This window comes from Pseudomonas sp. TZ252, assembly GCF_056110345.1.
Window position 1 is genome coordinate 2,344,157 of sequence record NZ_CM148566.1, and the last position, 17,193, is coordinate 2,361,349.

The window sequence follows — 17,193 nt, forward strand, 5'->3', positions numbered from 1 at the left end:
GCGAAGGGCGTCTAACGGAGAAGTGAAAACCTGGGGAGCGGTGACCGCGGCAGCCGATGACCTCTCGCCGGAAGCTTGCGCGGACGCAAGGGCGGGAATCGTTCAGCGGTGCAGGGGGTCGAGCGGTAGGTTTCGGTGGCCGTTAGGCCAGGCGCAGCCTGCAAAGGGTAGAGAACTGAATCATCGATGTAACCTCCTTTGCGGTGCGTAAGTGGGGGAAATGAAGGGCGAATCCTAGGCGTTTCATTCCCACCGCGCAAGCCCCGGAAAGGCTTCGCGATGGAAATGAGCGGCGCATCACTGCGCCGAAAGAGCCTGCACGGCGCCGGGCACCTCGCTGTTCCAGCGCTGGTAGAGCGCCCGCAGCTCGCCGGACGCCGCCATCTGCCGTACCCGCGCGTCATAGACCTCGCGCAGGAGCCGGCCGCTGGCGCTGTCGGCGAAGGTCATGAAGGACTCCTTGCCGGGCGGCAGTTGCGCGATCGGGTAGGCGTCGGCCGGCAGATGCGCTTCGCTGCGCTGCTTTTCCAGTTCGTCCGGCTCGTCGAGGAAGAAATCCAGCTCGCCGTTCTGGACCTGCTCGGTGCAACGCTCGGGGCGGACGCACTCGACCAGGGTGAAGTCGCGCTGCTCCGCGGGGATCAGGTTGTAGCTGTGGCGCCAGCCGACGCGCTTGCCGGTGAGGCTGGCGCGGCCGGAAAAGGGCGTCTTCGCCGCATGCATCACGCCGTGGTACTCGATGTCGATCGGCAACTGGGCGTACAGCTTGCCCTCAACGCCGGGGATCTCGCCCGGCACGCCATCGACCATGGAGCCCGCGGTCATCAGCTTGTTGGCGCGGTTCCAGGGCATGTTGATGAATTTCACGTCAAGCCCGTAGGGCGCATAGACCTGCTTCAGCAGGTCCCAGTACAGACCGCTGCCGTCGGCGTTGGTATAGCCTTCCCAGGCCGGCGCGGCGAAGGTCGCCTTGCGGATGTGCGCCTGCTCCAGGCTATCGCCCAGCGCATCGGCCTGAACCACCGGCGCTCCCCCTACCCCGAGCGCCAACACCGCTGCCGAGAGGCAGCCACTGATCCCCGAAAATCGCATCCGCACCACTCCTCTGTATCCCTCTAGACCGGGGCTTTTTAAAAGGTGCAAAGGATACCCTTCCTGTCGGCTAATTCCATGGCCTGTGGCGCAAACGCATGCATCGAACGGAAGGCGAAAAAATCCTCGCCGTTTCGCGGCGCGCACGCTTGAATGAAGGGTAGGCGCCCTGCCGCTCGGGCTGCCGAGACGAACTCCCGCGGGGGGCGCCTGTCCAAATATGACGTTCGTGTTACAACTCGCCTGAACGCTGCCTTTCCATCGTGGCCGTTGGCGCCGTTGTCCGGGCTCCGCGGCGCAACGCACGCGGAACCTGGCGCGAGGTTGGCCATTCGTCGTAGTGCCAGGGGGGGCCACGCCATGCTGAAACTGCTCGACCTGCTCTCTGCCGTCGCCCTGCTGGTGTGGGGCACGCATATCGTCCGCACCGGAATCCTCCGGGTCTACGGCGCCGACCTGCGGCGCATCCTCAGTCGCAGCGTGGAAAAACGCCCGCTGGCGTTCGCCGCCGGCATCGGCGTCACCGCCCTGGTGCAAAGCAGCAACGCCACCGCCCTGCTGGCCACCTCCTTCGTCGCCCAGGGCCTGATGGCACTGGCGCCGGCCCTGGCGATCATGCTCGGCGCCGATGTCGGCACCGCGCTGATGGCGCGGGTGCTGACCCTCGACCTGTCGTGGCTTTCGCCATTGCTGATCTTCTTCGGCGTGATTTTCTTCCTCAGCCGCAAACAGACCCGCCTCGGCCAGCTCGGCCGGGTATTCATCGGCCTCGGCCTGATCATCCTGGCGCTCCAGCTGATCGTCGCCGCCGCCGAGCCGATGACCCAAGCCAAGGGCGTCAAGGTACTGTTCTCCAGCCTGACCGGCGACATCATGCTCGACGCGCTGACCGGCGCGTTGTTCGCCATGATTTCCTATTCCAGCCTGGCCGCCGTGCTGCTTACCGCGACCCTCGCCGCATCCAAGGTGATCTCGCTGAAAGTCGCGCTGTGCCTGGTGGTCGGCGCCAACCTCGGCAGCGGCATCCTGGCCATGCTCAGCGCCACCGCGCAAAACGCCGCCGGTCGCCGGGTGGCCCTCGGCAGCCTGTTGTTCAAGGTCGCCGGCTGCCTGCTGGTGCTGCCCCTGGTGGGGCCGCTGGCGGACTGGATGGATCACTGGCAGTTCAGCACAGCCGAACTGGTGATCGCCTTCCACGTGCTCTACAACGCCGCGCGCTGCCTCGCCTGCCTGCCGCTGACCAACGCCATGGCCAGCTTCTGCACCCGTGTGATGCCCGACCGTGCCCTTCCCGACGACGTCGCCCGGCCGCGCCATCTCGACCCCGCCGCCCTCGACACGCCGAGCCTGGCGCTGGCCAACGCGGTGCGCGAGACCCTGCGCATGGGCGACACCGTCGAGCAGATGCTGAACAATCTGATGCAGATCATCCGCGGCGGCGATCCGCTGCTCGGCAAGGACATCCGCAAGCTCGACGACGACGTCGACGCCCTCTACACCGCGATCAAGCTGTATCTGGCAAGGATGCCGCGCGAGGACCTGTCCGAACGCGACAGCCGGCGCTGGGCGGAGATCATCGAGCTGGCGATCAACCTGGAGCAGGCCGGCGACATCATCGAGCACATGCTCGCCGCCGTGCAGGACAAGAAGACCTCGCGCAGCCGCTCGTTCTCCGACACCGGCCTGGAAGAGATCGGCACCCTGTACCAGCAGTTGGTCTCCAACCTGCGCCTGGGTCTCTCAGTGTTCCTCAACGGCGACCTCGACAGCGCCAAGCGCCTGCGCCGGGCCAAGCAGCGCTTCCGCCTGCAGGAACGGCGCTACGCCCATGCCCATGTCGACCGCCTGCACCAGCAGGTGGTACAGAGCATCGAGACCAGCTCGCTGCACCTGGACCTGATCAGCGACATGAAGCGTCTCAACTCGCTGTTCTGCGCCATCGCCTACGCCGTGCTGGACAACCCTGACGCGCCGAGCAGCGCGGCCGACGAGGGCGTTCGCCAGGACGAGGACGACTGGGCCGACGAGGTCGACGACATGACCTCGGCGCCGCTGGCCGAGCCAGCGCTCGTCGAGGAGCGTGCGGAAACACGCCGTTCGCGACATTAGCCGTTCTGCGGGTAGGTTCGTCATGAAGCATCCGCTATTCTCGGTATTTTCAGTTCCAGGCTCGGCCCATGCGTTCGTTGTCCACCCTGCTGCTGTTCTGCCTGCTCTGCCCCTGGTCGTACGCCGACCAGCGCAGCGAGGTCGAAGCCTTCCAGCTGGAAAACGGCATGGGCGTGCTGCTCAAGCCCACCGAGCAGCGCCGGCACGTCTCGATCCGGCTGGTGGTGGGGGTCGGTTTCGCCGACTTCTCGTGCCGTGAAAAGCAGCTGCCGCACCTGCTCGAGCACCTGTTCTTCAGCGGCCTGGACGGCGGCGACGAGGCCGACCTGGAAGCCCGCATGCAGGCCCTCGGCGGACAATGGAACGCCTACACCAGCGAAGGCGACACCACCTTCGTCATCGAGGCACCTGCCGCCACCCAGCGGCAGGTCCTAGACCTGCTGCTGGACACCATCACCCGCACCGAACTGGACGAGCCGCGCATCGCCGCCGCCAAGCGAGTGATCGAGCGCGAAGGCGGCGGCCATTACTCGCACCTGCAGCGCTGGCTCGACCGCGAGAACCTGGGCCGTGGCGCCATGGACCAACTGGCGGTGGAACTGGGCCTGGCCTGCTCCCAGCGCGCGCCGCTGGCGCCGCTTGGCGCGGAGCAGCTGGAGCGGCTGCGCAGCGACTGGTACGTACCGGGCAACATGACCCTGATCCTGGTCGGTGACCTCGATCCGCGCCTGCCGGCCTATCTGACCCGGACCTTCGGCACCTTGGAAGACCACGAGCTCCCCGAGCGCCGCGAGCTGCCGGCGGCCAACGGGCATGCCGAGGCCAGGCGCACCCTGATCACCCGGCCATTCGGCGAGGGTGCGATGCTGCACTGGATCTATCCGGAGCCGGACGACGCCGACCCGGACGCCATGGTCCTGCTCCAGGCCTATATGAACGACGCGCTGTACGCCGACCTGCGTGTGCGTCGCGGACTCACCTACGGGCCATCGACCGATCGCCAGGTGTTCGCCAACCAGGGCTTCTTCAGCCTCGACGCGGATGTCGAGCGCAGCGACCTACCCGCCACCGAGGCCGCCCTGCGCGAGTTGCTCGACGGCATCCGCCAGCATGGCCTGGACCCGGGGCGTTTCAAGCGGGTGCAATTCGCCGAGCGCGCCAGGCTGGCCTGGAGCACCCAGGGCAACGCGGCGCTGGCGGACTATTACTGGGGCTCGCTGGCCGACTACGAGGACGGCCATTTCCCCAATGAGGAGCGCCGCCTGGCGAAGGTCAGCCTGCAACAGGCGAACGCGCTGGCGAAGCGGCTGTTCGACGGCGAAGGCTACCTGCGCATCGAAAAGCCGCTATTCGACGACGACATGCTCTACCCATTGCTGCTCGCCGCCGGTCTCCTGGCCAGCGGCCTGCTCTGGTTCGGCCTGCGCCGCCGGCGCGCCTGACCGGGCTACAGGGCCAGGCGGTGGATGACCTGGGTCGAGTCGTCCGGGTCGCGCTGGCCGACGAAGCCCAGTGCGCAACAAAGGTCGCGCATCGCCCGGTTGGCCGCCGAGTCCACCGAATACATCTGGCGGAAGCCGTTGCGCCGCGCCACGTCGATCAGATGGCGCATCAGCACGGCGTCGAGGCCCAGACCCTGGTAGTCGTCGGCGATGGTTACCGCGCATTCGCACTGCCCTTCCTCGCAGCAGGCGGCGTAGCGGCTGATACCGACCTCGCGCAGCTCACCGTCCTCGTGCACCAGGGCAACGAAGGCCATGCTCTGCTGGTAGTCGATGTCCATCAGTTGATCGAGCAGCGCCGGGCTGGCTTCCTTGATCTCGCCGAGGAAGCGGAAGTGGCGGGTCGCCGGGGACAGCCGGTTGATGAACTGGCGTTCGCGCTCCCGGTCCTCCTCGCGCAGGGGACGGATCAGCACGTGGCGGCCATCGTCGAGGGACTCGACCCAATGGTCGCCCTCTACCGCCGCGAACGCGGAAGACCGGCTGGCATTTTGTACATTGGACATGATGCGATCTCCAGGAAGGGAAGGAAGTCGGTACAACCACTTCCTTCCTGTCTACGCGGTTTGGCGCAGCTCCGGTTGATCGACATCAACGCCGCCGCCGCAGCCCCGGCGGGAGCCGACGCACGGCATGCGGCGAAACGCCTCAGGCGTTGGCCAGCTCGGCCTCGGCGATCTCCTTGCCGCGCCGGCGGAACAGCACCAGGGTGGCGAGCAGCCCCAGCAGCGCCGCGCCACTGAGCCAGATGCCCGGGGCCGCGCGGTTGTCCAGGGTGTGGATCAGCCAGGTGCAGACCGCCGGGGTGAAACCACCGAAGGTCGCCGTAGCCAGGCTGTAGGCGAGGGAGAAACCGGTAGTGCGCACGTCCGCCGGCATCACCTCGGTCAACGCCACCACCATCGCGCCGTTGTAGCTGCTGTAGAGGAACGACAGCCACAACTCGACGCCGAGCAGGCCGGCGAAACTCGGCTCGCGGACCAGCCAGGACAGCGCCGGGTAGGCGGTCAGCAGTGCCAGCGCGGAGGCACCCAGCAACAATGGCTTGCGCCCGATGCGGTCGGAGAACGCGCCCATCACCGGCAGCCAGATGAAGTTGGACAGGCCGATGCACATGGTCACCAGCAGGCTGTCGAGGTCCGACAGTTGCAGTTCGTTCTTGCCGAAGGTCGGCGTGTAGGCGGTGATCAGGTAGAACGATACGGTGGTCATCACCACCATCGCGGTACCGGCCAGCACTACGCCGAAGTTCTGCCCGATGGAGCGCAGCACCTGCGACAGCGACGGTCGGTGGGTGCGCGCCTCGAACTCCGGCGTTTCCTCCAGCGAGCGACGGATGACGAACAGCGCCGGAACGATCAGGCAGCCGATGAAGAACGGCACGCGCCAGCCCCATTCGCCCATGTCCTGCGGGCTCAGCCACTGGTTGAGGAGCACGCCGAGCAGGCCGGCGAAGACCACCGCGACCTGCTGGCTGGCCGACTGCCAACTGACGAAGAAGCCTTTGCGTCCTGGCGTGGCGATCTCCGACAGGTAGACCGAAACCCCTCCCAGCTCGACGCCGGCGGAAAAACCCTGCAGGAGCCGGCCGAACAGCACCAGCAACGGCGCCGCCACGCCCAGCGTGGCATAGCCGGGAACGAAGGCGATCAGCAGGGTGCCCATGGCCATCAGGCCGAGGGTGATGATCAGGCCCTGGCGGCGGCCGTGGCGATCGATGTAAGCGCCCAGGAACACCGCACCCAGCGGCCGCATCAGGAAGCCGGCGCCAAAGGTGGCGAGGGACAGCATCAGGGAGGCGAACGGGTTGTCGCCGGGGAAGAAGGTCTTGGCGATGGCGGTGGCGTAGAAGCCATACACCATGAAGTCGTACATCTCGAGGAAGTTGCCACTGACCACACGGAAAATGGCGACACCTTTGGATTTATTAGAGGCCATGGGACACACACTCAGGCAGACACGGGGAAGCGGTCCATGGCGGCGTCGATGGCCACGCAGGCGGGTACGTCATCCATCGACCGAGTTGTAACCATATGTGTAAAAACTCCTGTCGAACAATCTAAAATTGCCCGAAAGGTGCGAATTGAAGGGGTTTGAAAGGCTGTCGAAAGCTTCGCGACCATCGGTCGGGAAAGCGACGCCTTTTTCCCTGGTCGACCTCCAGAAAGGAGAGCGGAGCCTCTGTCGGGCGAAGGAAACATTCGCCACGCGGCAGCTGTCCTTCATTCATACCCAGGAAACCCGGCCGGGGTTATGCTGCGCGCCCCGGCCGGCTGGCCGAGCAGCTCCGATCGAGAACCCGCTGGTCCCCATGCCCAACCAACAACGCCCCGTCCTCAAGGCCCGCCTGGAGCAACTGATCGCCCTGGTCGGCGGCCTGATGGCCCGCTATCCGCGCACCATCGCCCTGTTCGGCTTCTGTTCGGGCGTGTTCAGTTTCATCATGGTCGACCGGCAGAAGGGCTTCGCCCAGGTGCTGGCGATCATCATGCTGGTCAGCTGGGTCTGGTTGATCCTCGAGAACCTCCTGCGGGAGACCTTCGCCCACCGCTTCGGCTGGGAGATCCCGGCGCCGCTGCTGCGCTACGCGACCCAACTGATCCACCAGGAAAGCCTGTTCTTCGTCCTCCCGTTCTTTCTCATCACCACCACCTGGAACAGCGGGCAGGCGCTGTTCACAGGGACGCTGGCCGCCGCGGCGCTGATCTCCATCACCGATCCGCTCTACTATCGCTGGCTGTCCAGGCGTCGTTGGGTGTTCCTCGCCTACCACACCCTGACCCTGTTCGCGGTGTTGCTGACCTCGCTGCCGATCCTGCTGCACCTGACCACCCCGGAAAGCTACCGGTTGTCGCTGGGCATCGCTGTCGTGCTGTCCTTCCCCAGCCTGCTCGTGACCTTCCCGCTACAGCACTGGTGGCGCGGCTTCCTGCTTCTCGGCCTGACCCTGGCGGTGGGCCTGGCCGGATGGTTCGGCCGCACCTGGGTACCGCCGGCCACCCTGTGGCTGACCGAAGTGGCGGTGAGCAGCCAGTTCGACGACCAGAGCCGCACGCCCGGCGACAGCCTGGAGCAGGTCGGCGCCGCCCAGTTGCGCAGCCAGGGCCTGTTCGCCTATACCGCGATCAACGCGCCGCGCGGCCTCGACGAGCGCATCTATCACGTGTGGATGTTCAACGGGAAGGAGTTCGACCGCATCGCCCTGGATATCCACGGCGGCCGCAAGGAGGGCTACCGGGCCTGGACCCACAAGCAGAACTTCCCCGGCGACCCGGTCGGCCACTGGCAGGTGAAGGTACTCACCGAGGCCGGACAGATGATCGGCACCCTGCGCTTCGACGTCACCCAGTGACGTCGAAGCCTGGCGACCTCAGGCGAAGAACCAGTAGCACACGCCGATGGAGGCGATGACCCCGGCCAGGTCCGCGGTCAGCGCGCAGCCCACCGCGTGGCGCGCGCGCTGCAGGCCGACCGAGCCGAAATAGACGGCGAGCACGTAGAAGGTGGTCTCGGTACTGCCCTGCACGGTGGCGGCGACCAGCGCCGGGAAACTGTCGACGCCGTGGGTCTGCATGGTCTCCAGCAGCATCGCCCGCGCCGCGCTGCCGGAGAACGGCTTGACCAGCGCGGTGGGCAGCGCCTCGACGAAGCGGCTGTCCCAACCCAGCCCCTCGACCGCCCAGCGTATCCCGCCGAGTACCACTTCCAGCGCCCCGGAAGCGCGCAACACGCCAACCGCGCAAAGCATTGCGACCAGGTACGGCAACAGGTTCCTGGCGACGTCGAAACCTTCCTTCGCCCCCTCCACGAAGCTCTCGTAGACCGGCACCTTCTTCAGCGCGCCGACGATCAGGAACAGCACGATCAGGCTGAACAGCGTCAGGTTGCCCAGCAGCGAGGACAGCTGCGCCAGCGCGGTGGCCGAGAGCGTGCCGAGCACCGCCATGAAGCCGGCCAGCAGCAACGCGCCGGGGATCAGGTAGGCCAGCACCACCGGGTCCCACAAGCGCAGGCGCTGCATCAGCGCCACCGACAGCAGGCCGGCCAGGGTCGAGGCGCTGGTGGCCAGGAGGATCGGCAGGAATACCAGGGTCGGATCGGCCGCGCCCTGCTGCGCGCGGTACATGAAGATAGTCACCGGCAGCAGGGTCAGGGACGAGGCGTTGAGCACCAGGAAGAGGATCTGCGCATTGCTCGCGGTGGTGCTGCTGGGATTGAGCTCCTGCAACGCCTTCATCGCCTTCAGGCCGATCGGCGTGGCGGCGTTGTCCAGACCCAGGCCATTGGCGGCGAAGTTCAGGGTGATCAGGCCGATCGCCGGATGCCCCGGCGGCACTTCCGGCATCAGCCGGCGGAACAGCGGACCGAGCAGCACCGCCAGGCGCTCCACCAGCCCGGCCTTCTCGGCGATGCGCAGGAAACCGAGCCAGAGCGTCAGGGTGCCGAACAGCAGGACCATCACCTCGACCGCCAGCTTGGCCATGGCGAACAGGCTCTCCACCATCGCCGCGAACACCGTCGCATCGCCGCCGATCAACCAGCGCGCCAGCGCACTCGCCGCCGCCACCAGGAAAAAACCCAACCACAAGCCGTTCAGCATTCAGAATCCCCCGCGTTGCGCGGATGATAGCGGCGCAGGCGGTGCCGGCGCCAGAAACGCCGAGGCCCCGGACGATGCCGGGGCCTCCTGGGCGGGAAGCCGCCTTATTCGAGGGTGGCCTGCTTGCCCTTGGCTTCGCCGACCGCCTGCCGCAGGTGCGGCAGCGAATCCCAGTAGCGCTGGCCCTTGGCCGCGTCGTACATGCCTTCCCACTTGGAGATGACCAGCACCGCGAGGGCATTGCCGATCACGTTGAGGGCGGTGCGCGCCATGTCCATGATGCGGTCCACGCCGGCGATGAAGGCCAGGCCCTCGAGCGGGATGCCGACGCTGCCCAGGGTGGCGAGCAGCACCACGAAGGATACGCCCGGCACGCCGGCGATACCCTTGGAGGTCACCATCAGGGTCAGCACCAGCATGATCTGCTGGCCGATGGACAGGTCGATGCCGTAAAGCTGCGCGATGAAGATCGCCGCGATGCTCTGGTACAGGGTCGAGCCATCGAGGTTGAAGGAGTAGCCGGTGGGCACCACGAAGCTGCTGATCGCCTTCGGCGCGCCGTAGGCTTCCATTTTCTCGATGATGCGCGGCAGCACGGTTTCCGAGCTGGCGGTGGAATAGGCGAGGACCAGGTCGTCCTTGAAGATGCGGATCAGGCGCATGATCGAGAAGCCGAACATCCGCGCGATCAGGCCCAGCACCACCAGGGCGAAGAAGACGATGGCCACGTAGACCAGGATCACCAGCTTGGCCAGCGGCAGCAGCGAGGCGAAGCCGAAGTTGGCGACGGTCACCGCGATCAGGGCGAAGACACCGATAGGGGCGTACTTCATGATCATGTGGGTGACCTTGAACATGGTCTCGGAAACGCCCTGGAACACCTTCACCAGCGGCTCGCGCAGGTCGTTGGGCAGGCTCGACAGGCCGAGGCCGAACATCACCGAGAAGAAGATGATCGGCAGCATCTCGCCACGGGCGATGGCGGCGAAGACGTTGGAGGGAATCAGGTTGAGGATGGTCGCGATGAACGCATGGTCATGCTGCACTTCCTGGGTGGTCTTCTGGTACTGGGAAATGTCCACGGTACCCAGGGTGCTCATGTCGATGCCGGTGCCGGGCTGGAACAGGTTGGCCAGCAGCAGGCCGACGACGATGGCGACGGTGGTGACGATCTCGAAGTAGATGATGGTCTTCAGGCCGATGCGGCCAAGCTTCTTCGCGTCGCCGACGCCGGCGATGCCGACCACCAGCGAGGAAATCACGATCGGCACCACGATCATCTTGATCAGACGGATGAAGATGTCGCCGGCCGGTTGCAGCACGTTGGCGATCCACCAGGCCTTTTCGGCGCTGAAATGGTTGAGCACTGCGCCGACGGCGATACCGAGTGCCAGACCGATCACGATCTGCCAGGCGAGGCTTAGCTTGGCTTTACCCATGTTTCGTCACCCTTAATTCTTGTGGAAGTCGGGAGTCGCTCCAACGGGAGAGTCGCTCCCGACAGGCGAAAGGGCGCAATGATTCATGCGCTCCCCTACCCCGTCTAATGCCGTAAGTGACTGCCCCATGCCGAATCGGCATGAGAAATCACTAATGAAACGTCCGTCCCACAGGAAATTGCCCTTGATTTTCGTACAAGAACAGGGAGCGGAAGGCACTCCGTGCAAGGCCCGGGAGCCACGTGCCCATCCTGGGAAGTTGAAAGTCGCTCATCATCGCTGCGATGGATGGTCGCAGGACACGCAACGCCGTCCGGCACGCCATCGCCGGCTGTGGATAAGCGGCATTCTGTGGATAACCGCGCGGTAAAGCCCTTCTGGGAGGGCGCCTCGGAACGCGCGGGCGGTCGATTGTAAAACGACTCCGCCATCCACAGGCATTGATCGATATCAGGGAAGTTCGCGGAGTATCGGTGCGGAAGCCGACGCTCCGCCGGACGGCGGAGCGTCGTACCCCTTCTATATATAGAAGCGCGCCGGAAGGCAGCGAGACAACGGTGGCTCCCCTCCGGCGCGTTTTCGCCTGGCCCGACCCCGAAGGAGGTACTCCCTGTACCCCTGGAACCCGCCGGATCGACCTCACCCAGCGCATCCCGGTCCCCTGGCCATGCCCCGCTGCGGGCGGGGCGGTGTCACGCAAGCCCGTTCCGCCTCAGTACCAGTTCGGATCGGCCTTGAGTTGTTCGTCGAGGATCTTCTGTACCGCCGGTTCCGGCTTGCCCAGCCAGCGGAAGCTGGCGTGCTTGCTCGGCGACTTGTCCTGCGGCAGCCCTTCGGGCACCTGCACGTAGAGCCCGTAGGCATGACTCTTGTCCCAATCGAAGGCGACCAGCAGGCGATGGCCCTTGCAATCGGACTTCTCGCAGAGACCGCCAACCAGATACTTGTCGCCCTGGTCGTCGACGGCATGCATCGGCGTAGCGGTTCCCGAGAGATTCATCACCCAGTCGGGCAAGCGGCTCTCGTCTTCCACCAGGTTCTGCCAGGCCTTGCGGTATCCGGCATCGGTGCTCTGCAGTTCGTTCAAGCGGTATTCGCCGTCCCTGTCGGCCGCCACCGCCAGCGAACTGGCGGCGGCACCGAGCAGCAGTGCGTTCATCAGGTTACGCATGAGTCGCATCGCTTTCTCCTTGGCATCCGGTTAGCCGCGACGGCGTCCGAAGAAGAACGAGACCACGAAGAGCACCAGGAACAGCACGAAGAGGATCTTCGCGATTCCGGTGGCGGCACCTGCGATGCCACCAAACCCGAGGACGGCAGCGATGATGGCGATGATCAGAAAGGTGATAGCCCAACTAAGCATGATGTTTTCTCCTGTGTGCCTTCGGAACTGTCGGTACCGCCTCGGGGCCAGGCCCATCGGGGTAGCGAACCGGCCTGTGTCCATTTTTTCTTCAGGGAGACCGTGACTACCTCATTGCACGCCGCATGCCAGCCTTTCTGAAAAATAAAAACACTTTTAATTCAATAAGTTATAAAACAACCCAGGTAGTCTGCGCAGTTCATCCTGCACGACGCGACAAATTATTCCGGGCGTTTTGCACGATCGGCGCGGTACGCTGTCACATGCAACAGGGAAGCGACCCGGCACCTGCTACCCGGAGCCATCCGTGGAGCCGCCACGGCTTCCCGAAAACCCAAGAACAGACATCGGCAGGTTGTACGCCGCCCTGGCCGCCCGGATGGGCGGCGGGGCGCTCTGCAACTTGCATGGGCTTTCCGGGGACTAACCCAGAAGCCGAATGGCAGTGAATTCCCTAGAGGATAAAAAGCAACGATGGAAACCACTTCCGAAAAACAGGGGCGCATCCTGCTGGTCGATGACGAGTCGGCGATCCTGCGCACTTTCCGTTATTGCCTCGAAGACGAAGGCTACAGCGTGGCCACCGCCAGCAGCGCGCCGCAGGCGGAGGCCCTGTTGCAGCGCCAGGTATTCGACCTGTGCTTCCTCGACCTGCGCCTGGGCGAAGACAACGGGCTCGACGTTCTCGCCCAGATGCGCGTCCAGGCGCCATGGATGCGCGTGGTGATCGTCACCGCGCATTCGGCGGTGGATACCGCGGTCGACGCCATGCAGGCCGGCGCGGTGGATTACCTGGTCAAGCCCTGCAGCCCGGACCAACTGCGCCTGGCCGCCGCCAAGCAACTGGAGGTGCGCCAACTGACCGCGCGCCTGGAGGCCCTGGAGGACGAAGTGCGCCGCCAGGGCGACGGCCTGGAATCGCACAGCCCGGCCATGGCCGCGGTACTGGAGACCGCGCGCCAGGTAGCGGCGACCGACGCCAACATCCTCATCCTCGGCGAATCCGGCTCCGGCAAGGGCGAACTGGCACGCGCCATCCACACCTGGAGCAAACGCGCGAAGAAGCCCCAGGTCACCATCAACTGCCCGTCGCTGACCGCCGAACTGATGGAAAGCGAACTGTTCGGGCACAGTCGCGGCGCCTTCACCGGTGCCACCGAAAGCACCCTGGGCAGGGTCAGCCAGGCTGACGGCGGCACCCTGTTCCTCGACGAGATCGGCGACTTCCCGCTGACCTTGCAACCCAAGCTGCTGCGCTTCATCCAGGACAAGGAATACGAACGCGTCGGCGATCCGGTGACCCGCCGCGCCGACGTACGCATCCTTGCCGCGACCAACCGCGACCTGGGCGCGATGGTCGCCCAGGGCCAGTTCCGCGAGGACCTGCTCTACCGCCTCAACGTGATCGTGCTCAACCTGCCTCCCCTGCGCGAACGCGCCGAGGATATCCTCGGCCTGGCCGAACGTTTCCTCGCCCGCTTCGTCAAGGACTACGGCCGCCCCGCCCGCGGCTTCAGCGAAGCCGCCCGCGAGGCCATGCGGCAATACCCCTGGCCGGGCAACGTACGCGAGCTACGCAACGTGATCGAACGCGCCAGCATCATCTGCAACCAGGAACTGGTGGATGTCGACCACCTCGGTTTCAGCGCTGCGCAATCTGCCAGCAGCGCGCCGCGGATCGGCGAATCGCTGAGCCTGGAAGACCTGGAGAAAGCCCATATCACGGCGGTGATGGCCTCCAGCGCGACCCTCGACCAGGCCGCCAAGACCCTCGGTATCGATGCCTCGACCCTGTACCGGAAGCGCAAGCAGTACGGCCTATGAGCATGCCGCTGCCGATGAAGCTCCGGACCCGGTTGTTCCTCAGCATTTCCGCGCTGATCACCGTCTCGCTGTTCGGCCTGCTGCTCGGGCTGTTCAGCGTGATGCAGCTCGGCCGCGCCCAGGAACAACGGATGTCGCACCACTACGCGACCATCGAGGTGAGCCAGCAACTGCGCCAGTTGCTCGGCGACCAGTTGGTCATACTGCTCCGCGAAACCCCCGACGGGCAGGCCCTGGAGCGCTCGCAAAACGACTTCCGACGAGTCCTGGAACAGGGCCGGGCGAATACCGTCGACAGCGCCGAGCAGGCCGCCCTGGATGGCGTCCGCGACGCCTACCTGCAACTGCAGGCGCACACCCCGGCCCTGCTCGAGGCGCCCATGGCCGACAACGACGGCTTCAGCGAAGCCTTCAATGGCCTGCGCCTGCGTTTGCAGGACCTGCAGCAACTGGCGCTGGCCGGCATCAGCGAAGCCGAGACCAGCGCCCGCCATCGTGCCTACCTGGTCGCCGGCCTGCTTGGCCTGGTGGGCGTCGCCATCCTGCTGATCGGTTTCGTCACCGCCCACAGCATCGCCCGGCGCTTCGGCGCGCCGATCGAAACCCTGGCGCGGGCGGCGGACAGGATCGGCGAAGGCGATTTCGACGTGACCCTGCCGATGACCAACGTCGCCGAGGTCGGCCAGTTGACCCGGCGTTTCGGCCTGATGGCCGAGGCCCTGCGGCAGTATCGCAAGACCAGCGTCGAAGAGGTGCTTTCCGGCGAGCGGCGCCTGCAGGCGGTACTCGACAGCATCGACGACGGCCTGGTGATCTTCGACAACCAGGGACGCATTGAACACGCCAACCCGGTCGCGATCCGCCAGTTGTTCGTCTCCAACGACCCCCATGGCAAGCGGATCGACGAAATACTCAGCGATGTCGATGTCCAGGAGGCGGTGGAAAAGGCCCTGCTCGGCGAAGTCCAGGACGAGGCGATGCCCGACCTGGTGGTGGACGTCGCCGGCGAGTCGCGCCTGCTGGCCTGGTCGCTGTATCCGGTCACCCATCCCGGCGGGCATAGCGTCGGCGCGGTGCTGGTGGTCCGCGACGTGACCGAGCAGCGCGCCTTCGAACGGGTCCGCAGCGAATTCGTCCTGCGCGCCTCCCACGAACTGCGCACGCCGGTGACCGGCATGCAGATGGCCTTCAGCCTGCTCCGCGAACGCCTGGACTTCCCCGCTGAGTCGCGGGAAGCGGACCTGATCCAGACGGTGGACGAAGAGATGTCGCGGCTGGTCCTGCTGATCAACGACCTGTTGAACTTCTCGCGCTACCAGACCGGCATGCAGAAGCTCGAACTGGCTTCCTGCGACCTCGTCGACCTGCTCACCCAGGCGCAGCAGCGTTTCATTCCCAAGGGCGAGGCCCGCCGGGTCTCGCTGCAACTGGAGCTGGGCGATGAGCTGCCGCGCCTGCAGCTCGATCGCCTGCAGATCGAGCGGGTGATCGACAACCTGCTGGAAAACGCCCTGCGCCATAGCAGCGAAGGCGGGCAGATCCACCTGCAGGCCCGGCGCCAGGGCGACCGGGTGCTGATCGCGGTGGAAGACAATGGCGAAGGCATTCCCTTCAGCCAGCAAGGACGGATCTTCGAGCCTTTCGTCCAGGTCGGACGCAAGAAGGGCGGCGCCGGCCTCGGCCTGGCGCTGTGCAAGGAAATCATCCAGCTGCATGGCGGGCGCATTGCGGTGCGCTCGCAACCGGGCCAGGGCGCGCGCTTCTACATGCTGCTGCCGGTGTGACCGGGGCCGCTCCCGGCAGGCTCCACAGGCCTCAGGAAGTCGGCACCGCCAGCAGCAGGGCGGCGGTTTCCAGGTCCGGCTCGCCATCGAAGCGGGCCGGACGGTATTTCATCTGGAAAGCGCCGATGACGTCGCGGGTGTCCTTCTCCAGCTCGCCGGTCTGCGGCACCAGGTAACCGTGCCGCGCCAACTGCTGCTGGAACCAGCGCACATCCGGCAGCTGGCCGTTCAGTTCGGCGAGCCGGCGCGCCAATTCGCCGGGCTTCGGCCAGGGCACCAGGCCGGCGTCGGCGAGGCGCTTCCAGGGGAACAGCGGACCCGGATCGACCTTGCGGCCCGGCGCGATATCGCTGTGTCCGATGATCCGGTCCGGGGTGATGCCGTGGCGCTTGGCGATGTCCTTCAACAGGGGGATCAGCGCCTGGATCTGCGCTTCGCTGAACGGATACCAGACCCGCCCCTGGGGTGTATCGCGATAGCCCTGGTTGACGATCTCGATGCCGATCGAGGTGGCGTTCAGCCAGGTCCGGCCCTGCCATTCACTGACCCCGGCGTGCCAGGCGCGGCGGTTCTCATCCACCAGGCGGTAGACGGTGGCCGGCTCGTCGTCGCCGATCAGGTAGTGCGCGCTGACGCCGCCGTGGGTGAGGATGCCCAGCGAATGCGGCAGATCGGTGGAGGTGTAGTGGAGGACGATGAACTGGACGCGGCTGTCCTGGTTCGCCGAGGTGTAGTCGGTGTTCAGGCGCGGGCCGCTGGAGCAGCCGGCCAGCAGCGACAGGGTGAAAGCCAGTAGAACGAACGAACGCATGATGACTCCGAAAAAAATGGGCAGCGCGGTCAGGCGGCGATGTGCAACACGCTGCGCAGGTTGTCCAACAGCATATCGACGCTGAGCATGATCAGCAGCATGCCGGCCAGCCGCTCGATGGCGGTCAGCCCGCGCGGGCCGAGGAAACGCTGGAGGAACGCCGCCTGCAGCAGGATCAGCGCAGTAGCGGCCCAGGCCAGCACCACCGCCAGGTAAAGCTCCCACAGCGGACCGTCGAAGGTGGTGCGCAGGGTGATCAGCATCGCCAGCGCCGAGGGCCCGGCCACCGCCGGGGTGGCCAGGGGTACCAGCAGCGGCTCGCCGTCGGGCACTTCGCCGAGCAGCCCTTGGGGCGACGGGAAGATCAGGCGCATGGCGATCACGAACAGGATGATGCCACCCGCGATCCCGGTCGCCTCGCGGGACAGGCCGAGGCCGCTGAGGATGTGCTCGCCGAGGGTGAGGAAGAGCAGCAGCAGGCCCAGGGCGAAGGCCAGCTCGCGAAACGCCACGCGCAGGCGGCGCCCGGGGGCGACGCCTTTCAGCGCGGCGAGGAACACAGCGATGTTGCCGAAGGGGTCGGTGACCAGAAAGATCAGGACGGCGACGCCGAACATATCCATGGGAGTTTCCAGAGCGGGACAGCCGGTCATTCTACCGGGCGGGACC

The 17,193-nt window shown here is 65.9% G+C and carries 14 protein-coding genes; 5 read left to right on the forward strand and 9 right to left on the reverse strand.

The window, feature by feature from the left end; all coding sequences use genetic code 11:
• Positions 1 to 297: 297 nt before the first annotated feature.
• A complete protein-coding gene (locus tag ACYAF3_RS10780; protein ID WP_003121370.1) occupies positions 298 to 1,098 on the reverse strand; it encodes a substrate-binding periplasmic protein in 801 nt (266 codons plus the stop codon).
• 354 nt (positions 1,099 to 1,452) lie between these two features.
• On the opposite strand from ACYAF3_RS10780, the gene ACYAF3_RS10785 reads away from it, so the two are divergent.
• Positions 1,453 to 3,201, forward strand: coding sequence for a Na/Pi cotransporter family protein (locus ACYAF3_RS10785; RefSeq protein WP_003136417.1), 1,749 nt, complete (start codon positions 1,453 to 1,455; stop codon positions 3,199 to 3,201).
• Positions 3,202 to 3,269: 68 nt separating this feature from the next.
• The gene (locus ACYAF3_RS10790; RefSeq protein ID WP_003161976.1) at positions 3,270 to 4,643 is read left to right on the forward strand and encodes a M16 family metallopeptidase; all 1,374 of its coding nucleotides are present in this window, start codon (positions 3,270 to 3,272) and stop codon (positions 4,641 to 4,643) included.
• 5 nt (positions 4,644 to 4,648) lie between these two features.
• Here the strand turns inward: ACYAF3_RS10790 and ACYAF3_RS10795 are convergent, their stop codons facing one another.
• Both ACYAF3_RS10795 and tcuC read right to left on the reverse strand, forming a co-directional pair.
• A complete protein-coding gene (locus ACYAF3_RS10795; RefSeq protein ID WP_003096934.1) occupies positions 4,649 to 5,209 on the reverse strand; it encodes a GNAT family N-acetyltransferase in 561 nt (186 codons plus the stop codon).
• A 142-nt stretch (positions 5,210 to 5,351) separates the two neighbouring features.
• Complete coding sequence (gene tcuC / locus ACYAF3_RS10800) at positions 5,352 to 6,641, reverse strand: MFS transporter (protein ID WP_003096941.1); 1,290 nt, start codon at positions 6,639 to 6,641, stop codon at positions 5,352 to 5,354.
• Positions 6,642 to 7,014: 373 nt separating this feature from the next.
• On the opposite strand from tcuC, the gene ACYAF3_RS10805 reads away from it, so the two are divergent.
• On the forward strand, positions 7,015 to 8,055 hold the full coding sequence (locus ACYAF3_RS10805; protein ID WP_017148694.1) for a DUF5924 family protein: 1,041 nt from the start codon (positions 7,015 to 7,017) through the stop codon (positions 8,053 to 8,055).
• An 18-nt stretch (positions 8,056 to 8,073) separates the two neighbouring features.
• On the opposite strand, the gene ACYAF3_RS10810 is transcribed toward ACYAF3_RS10805, so the two are convergent.
• From ACYAF3_RS10810 to ACYAF3_RS10825, 4 genes are all read right to left on the reverse strand, one after another.
• On the reverse strand, positions 8,074 to 9,303 hold the full coding sequence (locus ACYAF3_RS10810) for a nucleoside recognition domain-containing protein (RefSeq protein ID WP_003096953.1): 1,230 nt from the start codon (positions 9,301 to 9,303) through the stop codon (positions 8,074 to 8,076).
• Positions 9,304 to 9,407: 104 nt separating this feature from the next.
• A complete protein-coding gene (gltP, locus tag ACYAF3_RS10815; RefSeq protein ID WP_003096956.1) occupies positions 9,408 to 10,742 on the reverse strand; it encodes a glutamate/aspartate:proton symporter GltP in 1,335 nt (444 codons plus the stop codon).
• Between the two features lie 712 nt (positions 10,743 to 11,454).
• Complete coding sequence (locus ACYAF3_RS10820; RefSeq protein ID WP_003102842.1) at positions 11,455 to 11,922, reverse strand: inhibitor of vertebrate lysozyme family protein; 468 nt, start codon at positions 11,920 to 11,922, stop codon at positions 11,455 to 11,457.
• A gap of 21 nt (positions 11,923 to 11,943) precedes the next feature.
• On the reverse strand, positions 11,944 to 12,105 hold the full coding sequence (locus tag ACYAF3_RS10825) for a DUF1328 domain-containing protein (RefSeq protein ID WP_003096961.1): 162 nt from the start codon (positions 12,103 to 12,105) through the stop codon (positions 11,944 to 11,946).
• A 474-nt stretch (positions 12,106 to 12,579) separates the two neighbouring features.
• On the opposite strand from ACYAF3_RS10825, the gene algB reads away from it, so the two are divergent.
• Together algB and ACYAF3_RS10835 are read left to right on the forward strand one after the other, a co-directional pair.
• Positions 12,580 to 13,929, forward strand: coding sequence for a sigma-54-dependent response regulator transcription factor AlgB (gene algB / locus ACYAF3_RS10830; RefSeq protein WP_003102840.1), 1,350 nt, complete (start codon positions 12,580 to 12,582; stop codon positions 13,927 to 13,929).
• Positions 13,926 to 15,713, forward strand: a complete 1,788-nt coding sequence (locus ACYAF3_RS10835) for a KinB sensor domain-containing domain (RefSeq protein ID WP_003114120.1) — start codon at positions 13,926 to 13,928, stop codon at positions 15,711 to 15,713. Before algB ends, ACYAF3_RS10835 begins: the two co-directional genes overlap by 4 nt.
• A gap of 31 nt (positions 15,714 to 15,744) precedes the next feature.
• Here ACYAF3_RS10835 and ampDh2 read toward each other — a convergent pair whose 3' ends face one another.
• Positions 15,745 to 16,524, reverse strand: coding sequence for an N-acetylmuramoyl-L-alanine amidase AmpDh2 (gene ampDh2, locus ACYAF3_RS10840; protein WP_003096970.1), 780 nt, complete (start codon positions 16,522 to 16,524; stop codon positions 15,745 to 15,747).
• A gap of 29 nt (positions 16,525 to 16,553) precedes the next feature.
• A complete protein-coding gene (locus ACYAF3_RS10845) occupies positions 16,554 to 17,147 on the reverse strand; it encodes a MarC family protein (RefSeq protein WP_003102836.1) in 594 nt (197 codons plus the stop codon).
• Positions 17,148 to 17,193: the final 46 nt, after the last annotated feature.

Coding starts and splice junctions, on each gene's coding strand:
- ACYAF3_RS10785 (WP_003136417.1), top strand. CDS start 1,453: ATGCTGAAACTGCTCGACCTGCTCTCTGCCGTCGCCCTGCTGGTGTGG.
- ACYAF3_RS10790 (WP_003161976.1), top strand. CDS start 3,270: ATGCGTTCGTTGTCCACCCTGCTGCTGTTCTGCCTGCTCTGCCCCTGG.
- ACYAF3_RS10795 (WP_003096934.1), bottom strand. CDS start 5,209: ATGTCCAATGTACAAAATGCCAGCCGGTCTTCCGCGTTCGCGGCGGTA.
- tcuC (WP_003096941.1), bottom strand. CDS start 6,641: ATGGCCTCTAATAAATCCAAAGGTGTCGCCATTTTCCGTGTGGTCAGT.
- ACYAF3_RS10805 (WP_017148694.1), top strand. CDS start 7,015: ATGCCCAACCAACAACGCCCCGTCCTCAAGGCCCGCCTGGAGCAACTG.
- ACYAF3_RS10810 (WP_003096953.1), bottom strand. CDS start 9,303: ATGCTGAACGGCTTGTGGTTGGGTTTTTTCCTGGTGGCGGCGGCGAGT.
- gltP (WP_003096956.1), bottom strand. CDS start 10,742: ATGGGTAAAGCCAAGCTAAGCCTCGCCTGGCAGATCGTGATCGGTCTG.
- ACYAF3_RS10820 (WP_003102842.1), bottom strand. CDS start 11,922: ATGCGACTCATGCGTAACCTGATGAACGCACTGCTGCTCGGTGCCGCC.
- ACYAF3_RS10825 (WP_003096961.1), bottom strand. CDS start 12,105: ATGCTTAGTTGGGCTATCACCTTTCTGATCATCGCCATCATCGCTGCC.
- algB (WP_003102840.1), top strand. CDS start 12,580: ATGGAAACCACTTCCGAAAAACAGGGGCGCATCCTGCTGGTCGATGAC.
- ACYAF3_RS10835 (WP_003114120.1), top strand. CDS start 13,926: ATGAGCATGCCGCTGCCGATGAAGCTCCGGACCCGGTTGTTCCTCAGC.
- ampDh2 (WP_003096970.1), bottom strand. CDS start 16,524: ATGCGTTCGTTCGTTCTACTGGCTTTCACCCTGTCGCTGCTGGCCGGC.
- ACYAF3_RS10845 (WP_003102836.1), bottom strand. CDS start 17,147: ATGGATATGTTCGGCGTCGCCGTCCTGATCTTTCTGGTCACCGACCCC.